Here is a 20603-nt window from a genome sequence, read left to right on the forward strand (position 1 = left end):
CACTATAATGAGTTTATATCCTGCAATGTACGTCACGGTTTTCGTTGTTTTGAACCAATGTTTGTTTCACGGGAGTTCGATATCTAGGCGTTGCTGACAGGCTTTCCTTTTGCGTAAGTAGTCAAATTCGTCTGTGAGGACACCCACCTGCCAGAGCAGGTTCAGAAACATTAAAGCCGAACGGCAATTGCGGGTATAACTGAAATAACAATGCCTTCAAGGTGAATGAGAATTCGCTTGAAGGCTTTTTTTGTTCCATTCAACACTCGTTTGTGTAGGATTCGATGAATACTGCAAGACTTTTCGACATTTAGCCTTTCCAGTTAGCGAACAACAATGCTAAACTAGAGATGAGTATATAAGCAAAGGGTAGTAGAGTAAAGGAGGAACACGCTGTTGTCATTCAAGCGCACACTCGCTGGTCTGTTTCGAAGCTTTGAATCGAGCAGTGACCGAGCTAAAGATCCCAAGTTAAAGACGCACTATTATCAACTTTCCAAAGAAAAAACATGGGCAGAGGTTACTTCTACCTTAAAAAAAATGCAAGGCTACAAAGTGCTGCATGAGGTGCCTTCAGTAGGGGAAATTACATTAGAGAAACGAACGATGACTGGACGAGCCATGGATATTACCGTCTCCCTGATATCTGTTGGTCCATCGAAGACTGCTGTTGATGTGTACTCTGCTTCTCGGGGTGGCATGGGGGACTTAGGGTCGAACTATCGGGTTGTAATGGAATTATTCGATGTGTTTGATAAGAAATTGTCTTCTTATGTAATAAGAGGCTGAATAGAACAAAGCGAGAGAAGAATGTAAATACATTCTTCCCTCGCTTTTTGCACATAGCAGCACAGAATGTGGTTTATAGTAAACCGCGAACCGCTTCTAATGCTTTCTCGTAGTCAGGATGCTCGCTCATTTCAGCCAAGTATTCAACATGTTGAATGGTGTTGGATGCATCTAGAACGAAGATGGAACGCATATCTAGGTGGAATTCTTTGATAAGAACGCCATATGCTTTACCGAAGCTAAGTTCTTTGTAATCGGATAGCATAACTACTTTATCTACACCAGCAGCTCCACACCAACGAGCTTGTGCAAATGGAAGGTCAGCACTTACTGTGAGTACAACTACGTTGTCACCCAGCTCAGCTGCTGCTTCATTGAAGCGGCGAGTTTGTGTATCGCACACGCCTGTGTCAATGGATGGAACAACGCTGATAAGCTTTACTTTACCTTCGAAGTCCTTAAGGCTTGCGAATTCGACCAATGAACGGTTAAGGTTGAAATCAGGGGCTTGATCTCCTACTTTGAGTTCTGGTCCGATAAGTGTGATTGGATTTCCTTTTAGAGTTGCAACGCCTGTGCGTTCTGTAGTCATATGTAGATCCTCCTTCAAATTGGTGAAACGGGATAGTAAATCCATTTCATTATAAGCGTAAAGGATAGGGTGTGTCCAATCTTCGTATGGAATGAAAATGAGCTTCGGTTGAGAAAGGTAAGGGTGGGTAAAGGAAGGAAGGGTAATAATGATTTTTGAACGAAATGAAGATTGGCGAAGTTATTTAAAGTTTTACAAAGTGACGAGTTTGTTGCTTGCAGCGAATATTATTATGTATATTTTGGTCGTCGTGAACGGCGGTACGGATGATCTGGAAACGATGCTCCGTTTCGGGGCAATGCTTAAGGTGGATCTGTTTATAAATGATACATGGCGCATGTTTGCTTCAATGTTTCTGCATGCAAACTTTGAGCATCTTCTGTTTAACATGTTTACGTTGTTTGTATTTGCTCCTCCCTTGGAGCGTGCGATGGGGCATCTTCCGTATGCGGTGCTGTATATTGCGAGTGGATTTGTTGGAAATGTCGTAAGTAACTGGGGTAATGAATGGGGCACATTGTCAGTGGGGGCTTCGGGTGCGATTTATGGTTTGTTTGGAGCTTATTTATTTGTTGGTTTGTTCTACAAACAAGCAATGGATTTCGCTACGCAGAAGACGCTTGGTGTTATTCTAGTCATTGGCATACTTCAAACGTTCCTCATTGACAGTATTAATCAATATGCTCATTTTGGAGGTTTGGCTGCGGGCTTCGTTCTATTTTGGTTGCTGCGGCGTATACGATAGGATAAATGTGAAGAACGGAGCGTTGATGGACTGTGGAACTTAGGCAGTTGCACTACTTTGTCAAAGTAGCGCAAAAAGAACATGTCACACAAGCAGCGGAGGAGCTGCATGTGGCTCAATCTGCGGTGAGCAGGCAGATTCACCAGCTAGAGGAAGAGCTTGGAGTTAAGCTTTTTTTGCAGAAGGGAAGAAATCTTCATTTAACTCCTGTTGGGCAGTTATTTATGAAGCGTGCGGAAGCCATTTTGAAAGAGCTAGATCGATCTGTACAGGAAGTCCAGGAATTTATTAATCCTGAGTTGGGGGAGATTCGAATTGGATTTCCGCATAGCTTGGGTGTTCATTTAATCCCTTCGGTTGTAGCTGCTTTCCGCAAAACGCATCCGAATGTGAAGTTTCGCTTTAAACAAGGAATGTACCCTTCCCTCATTCGTGATTTGGTGCGTGCGGAAGTTGATTTGGCGTTTATTTCGCCGTTCCCTGAGGCGTCAGAGCATGTGACTGGGGAAGTCATACTTACGGAGAGGCTGTCGGCAATTTTGCCTCCTAATCATGCGCTGGCAAATGAGGAAGAGATTGATTTGGCTCAATTGAAGGATGATACATTCGTTCTCTTTAGTCCTGGTTATTCGCTTCGTCCAATTGTGTGGGACGCATGTATTGAAGCGGGATTCACGCCAAGAATCGGTTTTGAAGGGGAAGAGACGGATACGATTCGTGGGCTCGTAGCAGCGGGTATGGGAGTGAGCTTGTTGCCTGATATGGCTTTGCGTCATACATCTGAGCTGCAACCAGTCTGTGTTAAGGTTAATAAGCCGCAAGTGACAAGGACGATCGGGCTTATCCGTCGCAAAGACGAGAAGCTGCCATTGGTGGCGCAGACGTTCCATCGCTTTTTGCTTGAATACTTTAATGTGCAATCTTAATTTAGAATAGGAATCGGCTCCAAAAAGCCCCGTGCGCTTATGCGTACGGGGCTTTTGTCATTGTAATTAGCTCATCGAATTAAGGTTGTGTTAATTATCTTGGCTGCGGAAGATCATAATGTACTTGATCAGTTCCAGCAAGGATATTAGGGCTGCTGCTACATACGTTAACGCTGCTGCGTTTAATACTTTGCTAACTCCCTGCTCTTCATCATTTCTGATGAATCCTTCTGAAATCATCAGATCTCTAGCACGGCTGCTCGCATTAAACTCTACAGGTAATGTTACGAGTTGGAATGCGACTGCAGCTGAGAAGAAGATGATCCCCAGCAGAATAAGTCCAGACGCTTGGAATAGAAAACCGCCAATCAGCAAAAATGGTGCAACACCTGAGGAAATATTCACAAGCGGGAACATACGATGGCGCAATCTTAGCATAGCGTAAGATTCCTGATCTTGAATAGCATGTCCAACTTCGTGACAGGCAACAGACAAAGCTGAGATAGAGCGTTCATAGTAAACGGGCTCTGATAGGCGTACAACTTTTTGAATCGGATCGTAATGATCTGATAAATGTCCTCTGACTGGTTCGACAGGAACATCGTACAAGCCTTGTGCATCAAGCAAGCGTCTTGCTGCTTCATAGCCAGTCAATCCGCTGGAAGCTTGTACATTAGCAAATTGGTTGAACGTACCTTTGACTCGGAATTGTGCCCATATGCTAATACCGAAGGCGATTAGGATTAGAAAATCCATTGGGTGAAAGAACATGATGATTACCTCCCGGGCTGGTTTATGCTGTTTTAAAGCATGTGTTGTTTGTCCGCGAGGGCAATTAACACATCAATGCAGGCTGCGCTTTGTGGGGCGATGCGCTGGAACAAAGACTTCGCCTGAGTTGGTTTCAGCTTGTCTAATATTGGTTGGAGTTCTTTTGCTTCGCGCTCGACCTGCTGCAAATGGACTTGCAAATCAGTCAAACGTTTGACAAGCTGCTCATCAATCGAAACTTGCTGAAGTTGTGAGAAATACTCTTTGATTTCATCAAGGGTATATTTCTCTTGTTTCATCTGAATAATTCGTTGTAGTCGTTCTATCGTTTCCATATGGTAGAGACGATAATTCGTATCGGTTCGCTTCGTAGGCTCGATGAGGCCAAGTGAAGTATAATAATCAATCGTTCGCTGATTGACCGAAGCTAAACGAGCTAATTCTCCGATACGCAACAGTTGATTATCCCCATCGGTTCTCACCTCAATTCTTCTTCTTATTTTACTGCATTTTGAACAGTGCAGTCAAACATTTGGTTAAACCATAATGTTAGATAATATGACATTAAAATCACTCGAGAACTCATTTTTTAATTTATTTTTGAATAAATGATTGTCAAAACTTACCTCGCAAGCTTATAATGTCATCATTAATCATTTATTGTGTTAGAAAATATAACATAAAAGGGGAGTGTTTCATCGTGTTTAGTTATTTAAGGTCTATGTATGGCAAGTTGTTAGTAAGTGTGGCTATAATGTTAAGTTTATTTATGGGGATTTCATCGTTAGCTTATGCTGCTGATGAGGTAACTACGGCTCAAGTACATCAAGCCCTTGATGCAGTTTGGATTTTAATTGCAGCGGTACTTGTTATTATGATGCAAGCAGGCTTCGCGCTGTTAGAAGCAGGATCGTCTCGGATGAAAAATGCAGGGCATGTTGCGGGTAAGACAATTTTAACATTTGGCATATGTGCAATTGCATTTTGGATGTTCGGCTTTGGATTTGGCTTCGGTGAATCGAATGGTTTCTTCGGTACAACAGGTTTCTTCTTCGACGGTAATGAATCAACAGCGGCAGCGCTGTTCAGCTCCCTTGATTTCTCACAAGTTCCGATAACGATTAAGTTTTTATTCCAACTTGCATTTGCAGCGATTTCGCTTGCCATAGCATGCGGAGGTTTTGCAGAACGTGCAAAGCTAAGTGTATATGTATGGTTTGGTTTTCTCTTTACTATTTTCATTTACCCTGTAGCTGCTCACTGGGTGTGGGGCGGCGGTTGGTTGCATGCATTAGGCATGCAGGATTTTGCGGGCTCGGCAGTTGTTCATATGCAAGGTGCGACAGCGGCTTTAATTGCAACGATTATGTTGAAACCTCGTCTTGGAAAATTTAATGCTGAAGGTAAGCCGACCATTATACCTGGCCATAATCAAGTGCTGTCTGTACTCGGTGTATTGCTATTATGGGTAGGATGGTTTGGTTTTAATCCAGGTAGTACACTTGGCGCAGTTAATGATGGATTTTTTGGCTATATTGCGATGACAACACAGCTGGCAGCGGCGGCAGGTGCAGTTGCTGCATTGATAGTGTCTTGGTTGGTGTGGGGGAAGGCTGATATTCCAAGCATGCTGAATGGAGTGCTGGCAGCGCTTGTTGCGATTACGGGGGCATGTGCATTTGTTGAGCCGTGGGCAGCGTTAGTCATTGGTGCAGTAGCAGGTATTATTACCTTTTTCACAGCTCAATGGATCGAACGTCTTGGAATTGATGATCCGGTATATGCGTTTTCAGTACACGGTGTAGCTGGAATTTGGGGAGCGCTATCGACAGGGTTCTTTGCAGCTCCTGCGTTAGTAGAGAAAGTTGGAGTTGGTAAAGCAGGTTTATTATACGGCGGGGGCTGGGAACAGCTCGTTGTACAAACGATAGGAATTATGGGTGTGTTTGTATTCGTTGCTATTTTGTCCTTTGCTATTTTCTTTGTACTAAAAATAACGATTGGGCTAAGAGTTTCGGAAGAAGAAGAGCTTGTTGGATTGGATATGAGCGAACATGGCGTTTACGGTTATCCAGAACAAATGAAAGTGCTGCATCAACATGAACAGCTATCTTCAGCTTCAAAAGTGGATCGTCATGAAGGGGTGAGTTGATTGCGTGAATCATCCTATAGGAAATAACAGTTGCTCCGCCTATTTAGAGCAGTGGATGCGTTATTTACAAGTGATAAATAGGTATGAGGATTCATTTGATGCAAAATTAAAAGGATGGAAGCAGCTCCGAATGCAATGGCTGTCTGGAGTCGAGTCCGATTTTGATTTGCCTGATTTTCCTCTATCTATAGGTGTGCGTTATCAAATTGTAACCGCCTGTTATGATGCGCTTTTTGGGGAAGTTGCTTTATATGTAGAAAGGCAACTCATAAATAGCGGCTATGGTCCACCTCCTGTTCCGTATGCTTTCGTCTTATTTGGGAGTGGAGGGCGCAAGGAGATGCTTCCTTGGAGTGATCAGGATCATGGTCTCCTATGGCAGCCTGTTGAGAATGAATCACAGCGAATTGCAGTGGAGCAGTATTTCAGTGTTTGGGGAAGCTGCATGGTAAATGTGCTAAGGGAGATTGGATTTACACCGTGCAGCGGGAAAGTGCTGGCAAGTGAAGTGATGTGGCGAGGTTCGCTTGATGAATGGAAGATGAAAGCAGAACAATGGATTCGGATGGCTGATTGGGAACATATTCGATATTTTTCGATTGCGCTTGATATGAGAACTGTTTATGGAGCAGCTCATTTAGAAGCAGAGTGGAGACAATATATAAGGAAACTGAGAGATTGTTCTGACTCTACTGCGGTTTCTCATACGGCATTGGTGCGCAATCAGCAGCATCGTAAGCTGGCTCATAATGCATTTGGACAATTAATAAAGGAACGAACACATCCTTATGTCGGTCAAGTTGACATTAAATATCGGATATACGTACCTATTGTGCAGCTTGTTCGAACAACCTCGTGGATCGTGGATGATGCTGCTCATTCATTATCTACGAAGGAGCGTATGGAAGGTATTTTATCTACGTGGTCAGATAGCGAGGAACGACAGACGATTAGAAAATTGTATGCATACTGGGATGATGTGCTGGCAATTAGATGGATGTGTGGGACAGAGGTTCAAGATGGCATGTGTAATGGAACGGGGATGATTGATCCCGAACAATTGCATGAATTACAGAAGCTGGCCTTGCGTAGAAGTTCGCAAAGTATAGAGAAGTGGTCAAAAGTATTGAATAGGAGGTGCGAGCGTGGTTGAAGGAGAAGATAACTTACGTCGAAGTTGGTGGAAGCGGCTGGATCGGTTACAGCCTAAAAACGCAGGTGCTGAACCGAAGCGCGCACCTTCCAGTTCTGAGTCGTGGATGTCAGGTCTGGCATCTTCCAATCTGAAGACGGAAGGGGCTAAAAAAGCGTACGAGCGTGCTCGTCAAAAAGAAAGATTGAAACTTGAATCCGATGGCAGTATACAACGTCTACATGTGCTTGATATTCCATTGAAGGAGCTTCCTGTTGTCGTGATCGATCTGGAGATGACAGGATTTGAACCGCATGCAGATGAAATTGTATCCTTTGGGGCTTGGCGTCTGCAAGGGAAGAAATGGGGTGAAGGAGAAGACGCACATTTTTATCAAATTGTTAATCCGGGCATACGGATACCTGCTGCAACGGAGCGATTATTGAATATAACTTCAGAAGAGGCTGCTCAAGCGATTCCTGTGTCAGAAGGGTTGACGAAGTTTATGGATTACGTAGGAGAGCGAATCGTCATTGCGCATGCAAGCGCGCATGACAAAGCGTTCTTGCGTACAGCCTTGTGGCGATATTTTAAAATTCCGTGGCGCCATCGTATGTTGGATACGATGATGATTGCTCGATGGCTCTATCCGCAGCTTAGGTCCAGCGATTTAGATATGCTTCTGCAGCATATTGGCATCAATGTAGAGCAGCGCCATCATGCTCTATGGGATGCGCGAGCGACGGCTGAGCTATGGCTGCATTTTGTTGAACAAGCTGAAAAAAGAAGGGTGACGACGTTAAGGGAAATGTATATGTATTTAAGCCAATACTAGTATTTCAGTTTAGTAGTTTAGAAGTGCGTGTAATAGCTAAACGATGGTTTATCCAATCCAGATTGGAACGAAACAACTAGCCATCCTGCCCATATTGCTTGCGTGTCCCTCCATCCCAGCTTGTCCTCGAGGCTAATTGTGGCTGGGGTATGAGGATGCGAATGTACGAGTATGCGTTCCCACTGTGTCTCTGGATAACGGAATAACAGTGGGATGTATATGGATGGATCAAGATGAAAACGATGTTGTGGATGCTGATCCGTATTTGGAATAGGCTCGAAAATGTGAAAAGCATGCGGTCTTAGGTGTTTATCACGTAGCAATATTCCACATGCTTCATTAGGATAGTTTATGCGCAAATGCTCCAGCATGGATTGAATAGCAGACGGCATAATAGATAGCGTGCCTATAGGTAACGGGTTGGCTTGAATGTTATGTGTATTTGTCATTGTGTTTTAGCGCTCTCCTGCTTTTCAATGTGTATATATATAAATTATAGCTGATTTATTACGATTATTCATAGAAGGGGCGTATCTCAATGGAAGGCTTGGGAGCGCCTTTTTATGTCTAATAATCAATTTTACACCTAATGAAGTGAGATTCGCAGCTAAATAATATAGGAAGCTACCTTAGCAGATGAAGGTGTGCATAGCCTCAATGGCGAACGTTAGTGGAATGAATCTGTTACAGCGGAGTAAGAAAACGATTGACAGTACCTGCAATCATTGCTAGATCTATGGAATCAATTTCATGATGAAGAAACTTTAAATATTGTATTTCTCAAAAAAGAAAGCGTTGTCATTTGAGAGGGAAATGTGCTAGTATGTGATCACACCCAGTATAACCCAGTGATTTTTCTCACTCCACTTATTCGACCTACAAGGTTCGTTCTCCAATAATAATCTGCCTATCATTTAAATACTGCATTTTCACAGATATCCCACATATTTTTTTGAAGCAGCATGCTTTAACTCACATTGTTTAGCATGGTTTAGCTTTGTAAATCTATTTCTCCAAGTGTTATAAAGTTCCTACAACTCCTACATTAAAATTCCATATTCCGATATGTGAGCGATATACAACACACGATATAGACGCTTATTTGCGTTTATATAAATTTCTCTAAAAGGAGGGGTGAGCGTTTACCAGCGTTCAGTCATGGCTAAGACAAGTCCAAAAATTAAAGGAGGCTGTTGATGATGGATCAAAGGTTCAACCTGCGCATGTTGGGTTCCAAGTGGCTGCTAGTAGGAATGACCGCTATTCTCACAGTAATTTTGGTACTGCTTATGTCTGACAAAGCTTTCGCTCACGGTTATATCGAAGGGCCTGCTAGCAGGGGCTATTTGTGTAAAACGGGTCAAAATACGAATTGTGGGCCAATTGTGTATGAGCCACAAAGTTTGGAAGGACCAAAAGGATTCCCAGCTGCTGGTCCGGCGGACGGCAAGTTGGCAAGTGCTGGTCTTGGTGGATTTGATCAGTTGAACGCGCAATCTTCGACGCGCTGGACAAAGGTGAATATGTCGAGTGGTACCGTAACGTTTAACTGGAAATTAACAGCAGCACATGCAACAACAAAATGGGAGTACTTTATTACGAAGCCGAATTGGGATCCGAATGCGCCGTTGTCTCGTGCTCAATTCGATTTGACGCCTTTCTGTTCTGTCAACACCGGTGGTGCACGACCGCCATTTAATTATTCGGATACTTGTAATGTACCGCAGCGGACAGGCTACCATGTTATTTTGGCGGTATGGACCGTCCATGATACGCCTAATGCATTCTACAATGTCATTGACGCGAATTTCGGCGGAGGATCTAGCGACACAACTCCACCGACAGTGCCTTCCTCACTAGCTGTGACAGGAAAAACTTCTAATTCAGTTTCTCTGTCATGGAATGCGGCTACAGATAATGTAGGCGTCAGCCAATACAAGATTTACAACGGAAGCTCATTGGTGGCAAGCATTTCTAGTTCCAATACGAGCTATACGGTTTCAGGCTTAACGCCGAATACAAGTTACACGTTCTCAGTCGTTGCTGTAGATGGAGCGGGCAACTCTTCAGTGCCTAGCGGTTCTATCGCAGCCACAACTAATCCAGCTATTGTAGATGTAGCTCCGCCTACAGCACCAAGCAATCTACATGTGATGGGCTCGCCGACATCTAATTCGGTGCCACTCATGTGGTCTGCTTCGACAGACAATGTTGGGGTTACAGGATATAAAGTGTATAATGGCTCAAATCTTGTAGCTACCGTATCAGGCAGTACAACTAGCTATACGGTTACGGGATTGGCAGCAGCTACTTCGTATACTTTTACCGTATATGCTGTGGATGGCGCGAACAACCAATCGCCAGCCAGCAATTCTATCTCAGCTACAACGTCTCAGCCTCCTGCAGCTACGCCTTGGGCAGCCAATACAGCTTATACAGTTGGTCAATTGGTTTCCTACAATGGAGCGACCTACGAGTGTCGTCAACCGCACACTTCATTACTAGGTTGGGAGCCGACTTCTGTACCAGCGCTGTGGAAGCTCGTTCCATAAACTAGGTGTCATTGCTAGACTAGCTGTTCGGTGATTGAAGCTAGAAAGACCTCACAAGATTTGGTGAGGTCTTTCTGTCGTTATTTTTGTATGGTGTATGCTGGGAGGAACCTGCTCGTATTTTTTGTATCTTTGGAGAAAAAAGGGTACAATAATAAGAATACGGTTACCAGAAAGGGCATTGCGGATGATGAGAAAAAGTACAATCATACTAGCTTTGGTGCTTCTTTTAGGCGCAACAGGCATTTGGTTAAATACAAAATCAGCAGGCTTAGAACGTGAAACATCTGCTGCAGTACGGAATTCAAAAGTAGCTCCGCTTGTAAATTATCAGGCGCCGGCATTCGAATTGAAATCGATCGATGGCACGCAAACGTATCGAGTAGGTGGAGAAAGGGAACGACCTGTGTTGATTAACTTTTGGGCATCATGGTGCGGCCCTTGCAAGTTGGAAGCTCCTGATCTCGTAAAAATATATGCGAAGTATCAAAGTCAGCTCGATATGTATGCAGTTAATGTGACATCTACAGATAGTAAGAAGGATGCCCAAGCATTCGTCGATGAATATGGGCTAATTAACCCGATATTGATGGATTTGGATGGCAGTGTGTTTGGTGCCTATAACGGTATGGCTTTTCCAACGAATTTGCTTATAGACAAAAGCGGTACCATACGGAAACTTTATATTGGACTCCGTCCAGCAAGCCAGATTGAAGCTGACATTCAAGAGCTGTTGGATGAGAAATAGGTATATACAAAATGCCCTGAACATCTTAGAGACAAGCTGTTCGGGGCATTTATATTTTAATGATTCACGATGCCGAGACTTTCCTTGCGCTCATTGGTCTGAAGCTTTTTCTCCTTGCCATAAAGAGCGTAACGGATACTGTCCACAAGGGCTTCCCAGCTTGCTTCAATTACGTTCTGGGAAACACCAACGGTACTCCACGTATGTTCGAAGTCTGTTGACTCAATAAGTACACGGACTTTGGCGGCAGTCGTGTCGCTTTCATCTAGTACGCGAACCTTGTAATCGGTTAGATGCATATCCTCAATGCCTGGATAATGGCGTGATAATGCTTTGCGAAGGGCATTGTCCAACGCATTGACAGGGCCGTTGCCTTCAGCAGCCATATAAATCGACTCGTTATCGATATTAATCTTCACGATTGCCTCGGATACAACAGGTCGATTTTTGGATTTTTCTACTAATATTTTGAATGATTCAAATTGGAATGGTTCTTGTTCATTGCTAATCGCTTGTCGCAGCATCAGCTCTAATGAAGCATCGGCTCCTTCGAATTGATAGCCTTCATGCTCCAATTGCTTGATACGTTCGATGATTGCTTTCGTCGCAGGCTTGCCGGCGTCCAATTCGTAGCCAAGCTGCTGCGCCTTAGACAATACGTTGCTCTGACCTGCAAGCTCAGAGACGAGTACACGCTGCTTATTGCCGACTAGCTCTGGTTGGATATGCTCATATGTGCGCGAATCTTTTAGAATAGCAGAGACATGTATGCCGCCTTTATGAGCGAAAGATGCATTTCCGACGTATGGCTGATTAACAGGCATATTAACGTTAGCGATTTCGCTTACGTAACGCGCAACTGAAGTCAGTTGTTGAAGCTGATCGTCGGCGATGCAGTTATAGTCGAGTTTTAGCTGAAGATTTGGTATAATCGAACATAGGTTTGCATTTCCGCAGCGTTCTCCGTAGCCATTCATTGTGCCTTGTACTTGGAGTGCGCCTGCTTGCACGGCAGCCAAGCTGTTTGCAACTGCTAATTCACAATCGTTGTGCGTATGGATGCCTATCTTCACTTGAGTGCCTTCTATAGCAGCGCTTACGATCTGATGAATCTCATGAGGGAGCGTTCCGCCATTCGTATCGCATAGAACAACCCAATCAGCTCCAGCATTTGCAGCTGTACGAAGCACTTGTAAGGCGTATTCACTGTTGTGCTTAAAGCCATCGAAGAAATGCTCGGCATCAAGCATCACTTCTAATTGATGCTGTTTCAAGTATGCAATAGAGTCGGCAATCATCGCCAAGTTTTCCTCCAATGAGGTTTGCAGGGCGGTATGCACGTGGAAGTCCCATGCCTTACCGACGAGTGTTGCTGCAGGAACTTGGGCTTCGATAATGCGATTCAAATTCGCATCTTGATCGGCAATTGAATCTTTGCGTCGCGTGCTTCCAAATGCGACAAAGCGTGCGTTCCAAGTGTAGGATTTGATTCTTCTGAAAAATTCGATATCTTTGCTGTTGGAGCCCGGAATGCCGCCTTCAATATAATGAACGCCAAGGGAATCGAGTCGCCTGGCGATCTTAAATTTGTCTTCAGCTGATAGACTAATGCCTTCTCCTTGTGTACCGTCACGTAAGGTCGTATCGAATATTGCAATCGACTTTTTCATGATAGTTCCTCCTCCAGATCGTTTCAGGATGAATCTGGTATTATTTTTTTTCTAATTATAGCATTGCGTTTGTATTTGTATAGCAGTAATTTCCTGCGTCACCCGATTAATGCCCTAGAGAACAATTGGGAGTACGAATGTATTACAATATATAGGGAAAACAAGCTTGTGTGCTGCATGGTATTGTCTTGCGTTGCATTAGATAATAGCCGTTTATTTCATAGATAGGTTCTAGTCTTTCGGAAAAGAGAGGAAGGTATAAGATGAACGAGAGCACTTCCAATGAAGAGATACATCGTTACTACCCGACAAAAGGGAAAGTTATTCTTCATTTGGACATGAACGCATTTTACTGTTCTGTACACGCAGCCGAGGATCCGGATACGTATCAAAATAAGGCAACCGCTGTAGCAGGCAGCATCGAGCAGCGTAAAGGGATTATTGTAACTTGCTCCTATGAAGCTAGACGTTACGGAATTCGTACAGGCATGCGTGTTCGTGAAGCTCAAAAAATATGCCCGTCTCTTATGATTATTAAGCCAGACTTTCATTTATATCGTAAATATTCGCGTGCTTTTCTAAATATAGCTAGTTCCTATACGCCATTAGTTGAAGCTGTATCTATTGATGAATGCTACCTTGATATAACGGGTTCGAAGTCGTTCGGAACTCCGTTGCACATTGCTGAAGAGCTGCAGATGCGCATTCGTGAGGAATTAGGCATTCCTTGCTCGATCGGTGTGGCACCGAATAAATTGCTGGCCAAAATGGCATCCGATATGAAAAAGCCGAATGGCATTACCGTGCTGAGAATACGAGATGTGCCAGATAAGCTGTGGCATCGTCCGTGTCAAGAGCTGTTCGGTATTGGCCGTAAGACTGCAGAGAAGCTGCGTCGCCTTGGCATTCATACAATTGGAGAGCTTGCCAGGACAGATGCGCAGCGGTTGGAGCACCATTTCGGCGTACTTGGAATAGGAATGAAGCAGGCAGCAAATGGGATGGATCATGGCGAGGTTCGAGCCGAGAGGGAAGCAAGCAAATCCATTGGTCATACGACAACTTTGCCGAAAGATATTGAGTCAGATGGTGACATACGTCGAGTACTGCTAAACTTGGCCGACCAAGTAGCTCGTCGTATGCGGAAGCAGCAAATGATGGCGCAGACGGTGCAGTTAACATTACGCACGCCAGATATGAAGACGTTTACGCGTTCGTTAACGGTGGATACGCCGACAGATGATGCCCAGCATTTGTTGGAAGCTTCATGGAAACTGTATGAGCGTCATTGGCAAGGTCGTGGGCCACTGCGATTGTTGGGAATTACAGGGCAAAATCTAGTTGCTAAGGAAGAGGCGGTTGTACAACTTGATTTATTTGCCTACAAACAACAGCCGAAGCGTGACAAATTGAACGAGACAGTAGACAGTTTGCGTAACAAATATGGTGAAAATGCGGTCGTCATGTTGGGGATGCTAGGGGATGATCCCTCCGCTTTAATTCGTAACCATCGTGTGAGGGGGACTTCCTTGCAGACGGATTTCTTGCGAGAGTATGAGAAACAGGATGGCGAAGATTGGAAATAAACGTAAGATAGCAGTTTTGGGCATAATATTTTATACAAAATTAGCTGAAAATGCTATATCGAATTATTATAAAAAACATGGAAATCGTTTGAACTTGAGACTTGTTTGTATTATATTGAATACGGAGGAATCAAGACGATCTGACTTGAATACCAGGAGGGAACTACCAATGGGAAAATATACTTGGGTTGATAAAGACACGTGCATCGCTTGTGGCGCTTGCGGAGCAACAGCTCCTGACGTTTATGACTACGATGATGAAGGTCTAGCAGAAACAATTTATGATGGAGACGGCAATATGGGTGTGAAGGTGATCCCTGAAGACCTATTTGATGATATGCAAGATGCATGCGATGGCTGCCCAACAGACTCCATCAAAATTGCTGATACGCCATTCAACTAAGTTATATAGAGATTATAAAGAGAATACACCCAACCAACCAAATCCTCGCCTCGGCGGGGATTTTTAACTATATACATATTTTCATATGAAGGAACACTTGTGATCTGGTTGTCAATTGCCGATATAGGAAATATAGAGGCAGGGGGAGTTGAGGACATAATGAACGAACGGCTTGATGAATGGACGGAGAAAGACGAAGCCTACATGAAGAAGTATGTACAAGCTCATCCTGACAATCGCATGGCATGGTATTTACTTGGAAAGCAATATGAAAAAGACGGTCAGCTGCGTAAAGCTAGCTATTGTTATAATCAAGCAGGAGACATATATAAAGCTTTTGAAAATGAGCCTTTGCCCATAGAGCGGTTTCAGGAAGAACAACTGTTAATGATGCAAGCCGTACAGAAGCGAATGAGAAAACGTAATCGAATCAAGCTAGGAATAAGGGTGTTAGCATCTCTTCTTATTTTGCTATTATTCGGAGCTATGTTAGCAGGTGAAGATGCAATGGCACCATCTTCTAAGCCGGGTGAAACGGAGATTGCACAGCCAAAGCCTGAAGGTGGAGAGAATCAAACGTTAAAGCCCGTCGATAAACATGCTGTAGGTAAAGATGCAGACCCAGGGAAGGATAATAAGCTGCCTTCACCTAGCCTTGGAACGGTTGTGTATGTGGAAAAGACGAGTTCAGCCCAGAGTGATCGCCAATTGAGACAAGCAGTCGTTAAGGCTGCAAAACAGAATCAGTCGTCCACGCTTGTTACTTTGCAAAAACATGGACGTTGGAGTATCTGGTCAACTCAGCCACAGGTATGGGCAATCGTTAAAAGCAAGGCGCAAAGTGAAAGTAAGAGCAGCCAAACGTATTTCCCAGGGGATGCTGATTGCGAATGTGAGCCAGAACGTATGCAAGCAGTAAAAGATGCTGCTTTATGGGCGCGTGCTGCTGAGCAGCGTTTAATGGCAATGTCTACACATGCTGCTGTACTGCAGCGAGGGAAGCAGCCGCCAGCTTCGGTCGGCGAATTAGCAAAAGGCTATCCTCGAAATGTAGTTTCAGGAGTTCATGCAGAGTGGTCAGGGATCTATAAAGATGTACATAAAAAACTTACACCCATTAAGACTGTGCCTAAGATGAAGCGTGTGTTGGATGAGCAGTGGGCGACAGGTGCAGCAGAACCTTTCGAAGAGCCGCTTCGCATTATTATTGATAAAAAGACACACCGATTAGCAGTCGTGAGTGGTTCCATTATGCTGCGAAATTATAAAGTAGGTTTAGGAGGCGATCGTACACCGGAAGGTTCATTTGTTATATCTGAGAAAGTGGTCAATCCGAATGGTAGTTCTTCAGGGGCATATGGCAGCCGTGGAATGGCCTTGTCAAATACACAGTATGCGATTCATGGGACAAATGATCTGGATTCAATCGGTCAGGATGAGTCGCTTGGTTGCATTCGAATGTCCAATGAGGATGTGGAAGAGTTGTTCGATATGGTGGCGATGGGAACGAAAGTAACCATTACGTCGGGCCATTTACCAGACATGTCTGTTGTACCGGCAGATGATGAGCGTTATCGTGTACCACTAACGCCAGGGCAAGAAAACCCGAAAAAAGTTTACAAATGGTTAGATTAATTATTAAAAGCTAAAAAAAGTAAGGTCTGCTCTGTGGAAGGAGCAGACCTTTTTGTTATGAGATGTGGATTGTTACTTCAGTAAAATAAACACGCTTAGTAGAACAGTAAGAAAAAGCAATGAACTCCCAATGATGTAGATTGCTTTGCGGTTTACCTGTGCGTCTTGTTTTGTTTTTCGAATGGGTGGCATTCGCTTCGCGCTCATAAAGTCATCACCTTTCGTATGTATTCCTATTTTTATTGTAATCGCTTACTAAGTAGTTGGCTAGAGTGATAATAAATTTTTGGATCTCTTTTCATTTTGATTGAAAATCAGTAAAATATGATAGGATGGGTACGCGAATTTGTATAAGATTAAGCGTATTTTCGAGACCGAACCCCTTTTTTATGTTAGAATAGATAACATAAAAAAATATAAAGCTGTTTTAATGAAGAGCGAAGAACGGAGTGGAACGATTGATATACCGCAGCATTGGCAAACCGATATTTTTTCGAATGGATCCAGAACGTGCACACCACCTCGTCATCGGAGGGCTTGCAGGAGCTACTAAAGTTCCTGGTATGAAGCCGCTGATGCGTTCGATATATGGGGTAAAAGAAGATCCAGCACTTGCGACCGATTTGTTTGGCTTACATTTTCATTCACCAATCGGACTCGCTGCAGGGTTAGACAAAAATGCCGCCGCTGTGGAAGGCTTCTCCTCCATTGGATTAGGATTTATGGAAGTAGGAACCGTTACTCCTGTCGGTCAGCCAGGCAATGAGCAGCCTCGCATGTTCCGACTCCCTCCAGATGAAGCACTCATCAATCGCATGGGATTTAATAATGAAGGCGCAGATCATATGCTGCATCGTCTTACAAGTGTAAAGGAACGACGTATTCCTGTATGGGTGAACATTGGCAAAAATAAAGTAACGCCGAATGAACAGGCCGAGCAGGACTATTTGGCATGTATACGTAAGCTTTATGATGTAGCAGACTTATTCGTAGTGAACATTAGTTCTCCGAATACGCCTAATCTGCGTAATTTACAGCATGGTGATGAACTGCGAACTTTGTTGAATGCAGTTGTAGCGGAAATGCAGACACTAAATGCTAACAATCAGAAAAATAAAGCAATCTTGGTTAAAATAGCACCTGATGTAACTGATGAAGATTTGATCCCTATGACAGAGACAATCGTGCAAAGCGGAGTCTCAGGAATTATTGCAACGAACACGACGTTGTCACGGGCAGGGACGAATCATCCGAATCGTATGGAGGCAGGCGGCTTGAGCGGCAAGCCTTTGACGGAGCATTCTACTGAAATTATTCGTAAAGTATACCGCCAAGCGGGAGGACGTATTCCGATAATTGGTTCAGGCGGTGTATTTACAGCTGAGGATGCATATGCCAAAATATGTGCGGGTGCAAGCCTGGTGGAAGTGTATACAGGGCTTATTTATCGCGGTCCAGGCATTAGTCGTGAGATAACGACGGGATTGAAAGCCTTGTTGAAGCGCGATGGCTACCGACACATATCTGAAGCAGTCGGCCGAGATCATAAATAATAATCGATAACAAAGTCAGACAACGTTAACATACCTAACCGCATACAATGAACGATGGGAACGGACAGGAGGCGTTCGTTATGGACGGAAGAGATTGGAAGAAATTTTTGCTGCCTTATGAACAAGCTGTTGAAGAATTGAAAGTTAAGTTCAAGACAATGCGCAGCGAATTGAAGAAGCGTGAGGAATATGCCCCTATAGAATTTGTTACGGGACGTGTGAAGAGGATTTCCAGTATTCTGGAGAAAGCGAAACGATTATCGGTAGATATGGATGACATTGAGCGTGGTATTGAGGATATCGCAGGTATTCGTATCATGTGTCAGTTCGTAGAAGATATTCATTCCCTGGCAGAGCTGATCCGTCACCGTAAGGACATGACTGTTCTATATGAGAAGGACTACGTAACAAACTTTAAGGAAAGCGGATACCGAAGCTTTCATATGATCGTAGAATATCCGGTACAGACAGCGTTGGGCTATAAGCATGTACTGGCCGAAATTCAGATCCGTACGTTGGCGATGAACTTTTGGGCAACGATTGAGCATTCATTGAACTATAAATATCGGGATAGTTTGCCTGATGAAGTGCGTGAACGCTTGAAAAAGTCTGCGGAAGCAGCCTTTATACTGGATAATGAGATGTCCAGCATACGTCAAGAAATATTGGATGCTCAAAAGAACTTCGAAGATGATGCGAAGCTCGTTCAAAAGTGCTTGACGCTAATTCAAGATTTGTACTTCTATCATCGTATTAGTGAGGCGATAGCATTCCAAAGCCGCTTTAACAGTCTGTGGATGGAACGTGATCTCACCGGCTTTAAACAATTGGAAGAAGAGCTGAGTCTTTTGATTAAAGAATGTAAGAAAAAGAGCGGCGAATCAGAAGGATGAGAACGTCCTATGATCGATTGTTCATCCGTTTTCTGAAGCTGTTCAATGAACATCGTGATTACTATACTTGCCATGATGTGATGGAGGAGCTGTGGTTGGAAGAGGGCCGCAAACCATTTTATCAAGGATTGCTGCAAGTGGCAGTAGGGCTGCATCATTGGCATCATCGTAATACTGCAGGAGCGATTAAATTATGGGAAGCTGCTTTACATAAGCTGGCTCCATATCCGGACATTTGTATGGGCATTGAGCTTGGTATTGTACGGGTCGAGACAGCTTTGCTGCTAGAAATCGTGTCTAGTGAAGAAGGAGCTCAAGCCGAGCCAAGAGATATAACCATTCCTATAATAGATGTTGAATTGATGCAGCTTGTAAGCTTGGATGACATCGATTTAAGTTTGGACTAAACAACATCATAGTACCGCTTGAGAGGCAATAACAAAAGCAGTCCAACCCATTTACTTGGGAGGACTGCTTTATTTGTTTCACATTTTATGAAGCTAAATAAATTATTGCAGCGTAACTTGATCTCCAGGCTTCAGCCCTTCTAGTACTTCGGTCTTGTCCGCTGTCTCTAAGCCTACTGTTATGTTTTGGCGCTTCGCTGTACCGCCAGCAGATTTAAGCATTACATAAGAGCCTTCGCTATCTTTCATGACAGCAAGCGTAGGTACAACAATCGTACTGTCCTTGCGCTCCACCTCAACTTTTCCGTTTAAGCTAAGGCCTGCAATCAAATTTGGATTTTTAGCTAGGCTTACAATGACTTCGAATTGGGCGGGGGATACAACAGCACCGTCAGCTCCTGTTTTAGCGAATTTAGATACTTTTACGACATCACCATTCAATTTGATATCTTTGTGCGCCGTTAGCTCCACTTCTACGGACATGCCTGGCTTAAGCGAGAAAATATCTTGCTCCCCGACATAGGTAACAAGCTGAAGTTGATTTACATCTACAATTTTGCCTACACGCATATTTTCCTGAACTTGCTGCGGAAGCTTAGCCGCATCATCATAGAGGAAAATACCTGATACTGGAGAGATATAATGAGATTGAGCGATTTTTGACTTCTTCTCTGCGATCTCTTTTTGTTGAATCGTACGTGTAAGGGAAGTAATTTCTTTCTGTACACGTTCTGTTTCTTTTTGAACGTAGTGCTGTTTGGAGCTTTCTTCCGTCAAAGGAGCGCTCACTTCGCCTGCTGCAAACTCACCTTTAAACTTAGCTAGCTGCTCTTCAAGATCTTGTTTCTTTAGTTCGGCTTCCGCCCTTGTAATCTCTTGCTGGATAGAAGTTGGATCTAGCTGGAACAAGGTGTCGCCGCGCTTCACTTGCTGTCCGTCCTTGACATTCCACTTGTTCACTTTTCCATTAAAAGGTGCATATACGATCGTTTCGCTGACATAAGATGACTTACCCGTAATCGCGATCGTTTTCACTAATGTTTCCTTCGTAACTGGGAAGGTGAGATCCTCTTGACCAGCTGTATCTAATGGCATCGTTTTAGGCTGAGAAAATGAATATAGTCCATAGCTAATACCGCCTAACAATGCGAGAATAATCGTCCACTTGATTGCTTTTTTAATTTTCATATCGGAAGTGCTCCTCTTCTAATTTA

Annotated in this window: 20 protein-coding genes and 1 other RNA gene; 15 read left to right on the forward strand and 6 right to left on the reverse strand. The window is 43.8% G+C overall.

What is annotated here, in order from left to right; translation table 11 throughout:
- Window positions 1-14: 14 nt before the first annotated feature.
- A non-coding RNA gene (ssrS, locus tag FPZ44_RS05655) (6S RNA) lies at window positions 15-200 on the forward strand.
- Between the two features lie 196 nt (window positions 201-396).
- Window positions 397-789, forward strand: a complete 393-nt coding sequence (locus FPZ44_RS05660; protein ID WP_028596288.1) for a DUF1499 domain-containing protein — start codon at window positions 397-399, stop codon at window positions 787-789.
- A gap of 73 nt (window positions 790-862) precedes the next feature.
- On the opposite strand, the gene tpx is transcribed toward FPZ44_RS05660, so the two are convergent.
- Window positions 863-1381, reverse strand: a complete 519-nt coding sequence (gene tpx / locus FPZ44_RS05665) for a thiol peroxidase (protein ID WP_144988185.1) — start codon at window positions 1379-1381, stop codon at window positions 863-865.
- A gap of 148 nt (window positions 1382-1529) precedes the next feature.
- Between tpx and FPZ44_RS05670 the strand changes: the two genes are divergently transcribed.
- Together FPZ44_RS05670 and FPZ44_RS05675 are read left to right on the forward strand one after the other, a co-directional pair.
- A complete protein-coding gene (locus tag FPZ44_RS05670) occupies window positions 1530-2126 on the forward strand; it encodes a rhomboid family intramembrane serine protease (protein WP_144988187.1) in 597 nt (198 codons plus the stop codon).
- 32 nt (window positions 2127-2158) lie between these two features.
- Window positions 2159-3052: a LysR family transcriptional regulator gene (locus FPZ44_RS05675; RefSeq protein WP_144988189.1), complete on the forward strand. Its 894-nt coding sequence runs from the start codon at window positions 2159-2161 to the stop codon at window positions 3050-3052.
- A 90-nt stretch (window positions 3053-3142) separates the two neighbouring features.
- Here FPZ44_RS05675 and FPZ44_RS05680 read toward each other — a convergent pair whose 3' ends face one another.
- Window positions 3143-3823 carry a zinc metallopeptidase gene (locus tag FPZ44_RS05680; RefSeq protein ID WP_144988191.1) on the reverse strand — a complete coding sequence of 227 codons (681 nt, stop codon included), beginning with the start codon at window positions 3821-3823 and terminating at the stop codon, window positions 3143-3145.
- A gap of 32 nt (window positions 3824-3855) precedes the next feature.
- The gene (locus tag FPZ44_RS05685; protein ID WP_261378217.1) at window positions 3856-4305 is read right to left on the reverse strand and encodes a MerR family transcriptional regulator; all 450 of its coding nucleotides are present in this window, start codon (window positions 4303-4305) and stop codon (window positions 3856-3858) included.
- A 239-nt stretch (window positions 4306-4544) separates the two neighbouring features.
- Between FPZ44_RS05685 and FPZ44_RS05690 the strand changes: the two genes are divergently transcribed.
- The 3 genes from FPZ44_RS05690 to FPZ44_RS05700 are packed head-to-tail and all read left to right on the forward strand — an operon-like array spanning window position 4545 to window position 7942.
- Window positions 4545-5975 carry an ammonium transporter gene (locus FPZ44_RS05690; protein ID WP_144991702.1) on the forward strand — a complete coding sequence of 477 codons (1431 nt, stop codon included), beginning with the start codon at window positions 4545-4547 and terminating at the stop codon, window positions 5973-5975.
- A 4-nt stretch (window positions 5976-5979) separates the two neighbouring features.
- Window positions 5980-7128 carry a DUF294 nucleotidyltransferase-like domain-containing protein gene (locus tag FPZ44_RS05695; RefSeq protein WP_144988193.1) on the forward strand — a complete coding sequence of 383 codons (1149 nt, stop codon included), beginning with the start codon at window positions 5980-5982 and terminating at the stop codon, window positions 7126-7128.
- Entirely contained in the window at window positions 7121-7942 is an 822-nt protein-coding gene (locus FPZ44_RS05700) for an exonuclease domain-containing protein (RefSeq protein WP_144988195.1), read from the forward strand. Before FPZ44_RS05695 ends, FPZ44_RS05700 begins: the two co-directional genes overlap by 8 nt.
- 17 nt (window positions 7943-7959) lie before the next feature.
- Here the strand turns inward: FPZ44_RS05700 and FPZ44_RS05705 are convergent, their stop codons facing one another.
- On the reverse strand, window positions 7960-8391 hold the full coding sequence (locus FPZ44_RS05705; RefSeq protein ID WP_144988197.1) for a M67 family metallopeptidase: 432 nt from the start codon (window positions 8389-8391) through the stop codon (window positions 7960-7962).
- Between the two features lie 750 nt (window positions 8392-9141).
- On the opposite strand from FPZ44_RS05705, the gene FPZ44_RS05710 reads away from it, so the two are divergent.
- Window positions 9142-10494, forward strand: a complete 1353-nt coding sequence (locus FPZ44_RS05710; protein WP_144991703.1) for a lytic polysaccharide monooxygenase — start codon at window positions 9142-9144, stop codon at window positions 10492-10494.
- Window positions 10495-10681: 187 nt separating this feature from the next.
- Entirely contained in the window at window positions 10682-11242 is a 561-nt protein-coding gene (locus tag FPZ44_RS05715) for a TlpA family protein disulfide reductase (protein ID WP_261378218.1), read from the forward strand.
- Window positions 11243-11298: 56 nt separating this feature from the next.
- Here FPZ44_RS05715 and cimA read toward each other — a convergent pair whose 3' ends face one another.
- On the reverse strand, window positions 11299-12912 hold the full coding sequence (gene cimA / locus FPZ44_RS05720; RefSeq protein WP_144988199.1) for a citramalate synthase: 1614 nt from the start codon (window positions 12910-12912) through the stop codon (window positions 11299-11301).
- A gap of 263 nt (window positions 12913-13175) precedes the next feature.
- On the opposite strand from cimA, the gene FPZ44_RS05725 reads away from it, so the two are divergent.
- The 6 genes from FPZ44_RS05725 (at window position 13176) to FPZ44_RS05750 (ending at window position 19389) form a co-directional block, all read left to right on the forward strand.
- Window positions 13176-14498, forward strand: a complete 1323-nt coding sequence (locus tag FPZ44_RS05725; RefSeq protein ID WP_144988201.1) for a DNA polymerase IV — start codon at window positions 13176-13178, stop codon at window positions 14496-14498.
- Between the two features lie 169 nt (window positions 14499-14667).
- Window positions 14668-14901: a ferredoxin gene (locus tag FPZ44_RS05730; RefSeq protein ID WP_144988203.1), complete on the forward strand. Its 234-nt coding sequence runs from the start codon at window positions 14668-14670 to the stop codon at window positions 14899-14901.
- 159 nt (window positions 14902-15060) lie between these two features.
- A complete protein-coding gene (locus tag FPZ44_RS05735) occupies window positions 15061-16536 on the forward strand; it encodes a L,D-transpeptidase (protein ID WP_144988205.1) in 1476 nt (491 codons plus the stop codon).
- 458 nt (window positions 16537-16994) lie between these two features.
- A complete protein-coding gene (locus tag FPZ44_RS05740) occupies window positions 16995-18089 on the forward strand; it encodes a quinone-dependent dihydroorotate dehydrogenase (RefSeq protein ID WP_144991705.1) in 1095 nt (364 codons plus the stop codon).
- A gap of 80 nt (window positions 18090-18169) precedes the next feature.
- Window positions 18170-18982 (forward strand): GTP diphosphokinase, encoded by an 813-nt coding sequence (gene yjbM / locus FPZ44_RS05745; RefSeq protein WP_144988207.1) that lies wholly within the window; start codon window positions 18170-18172, stop codon window positions 18980-18982.
- On the forward strand, window positions 18979-19389 hold the full coding sequence (locus FPZ44_RS05750; RefSeq protein WP_144988209.1) for a DUF309 domain-containing protein: 411 nt from the start codon (window positions 18979-18981) through the stop codon (window positions 19387-19389). The genes yjbM and FPZ44_RS05750 overlap by 4 nt, the downstream gene beginning before the upstream one ends.
- 102 nt (window positions 19390-19491) lie before the next feature.
- Here FPZ44_RS05750 and FPZ44_RS05755 read toward each other — a convergent pair whose 3' ends face one another.
- Window positions 19492-20577 (reverse strand): efflux RND transporter periplasmic adaptor subunit, encoded by a 1086-nt coding sequence (locus FPZ44_RS05755; RefSeq protein WP_261378219.1) that lies wholly within the window; start codon window positions 20575-20577, stop codon window positions 19492-19494.
- Window positions 20578-20603: the final 26 nt, after the last annotated feature.

The sequence above is a fragment of the Paenibacillus agilis genome (genome assembly GCF_007786455.1).
Lineage (GTDB): Bacteria > Bacillota > Bacilli > Paenibacillales > Paenibacillaceae > Paenibacillus_B > Paenibacillus_B agilis.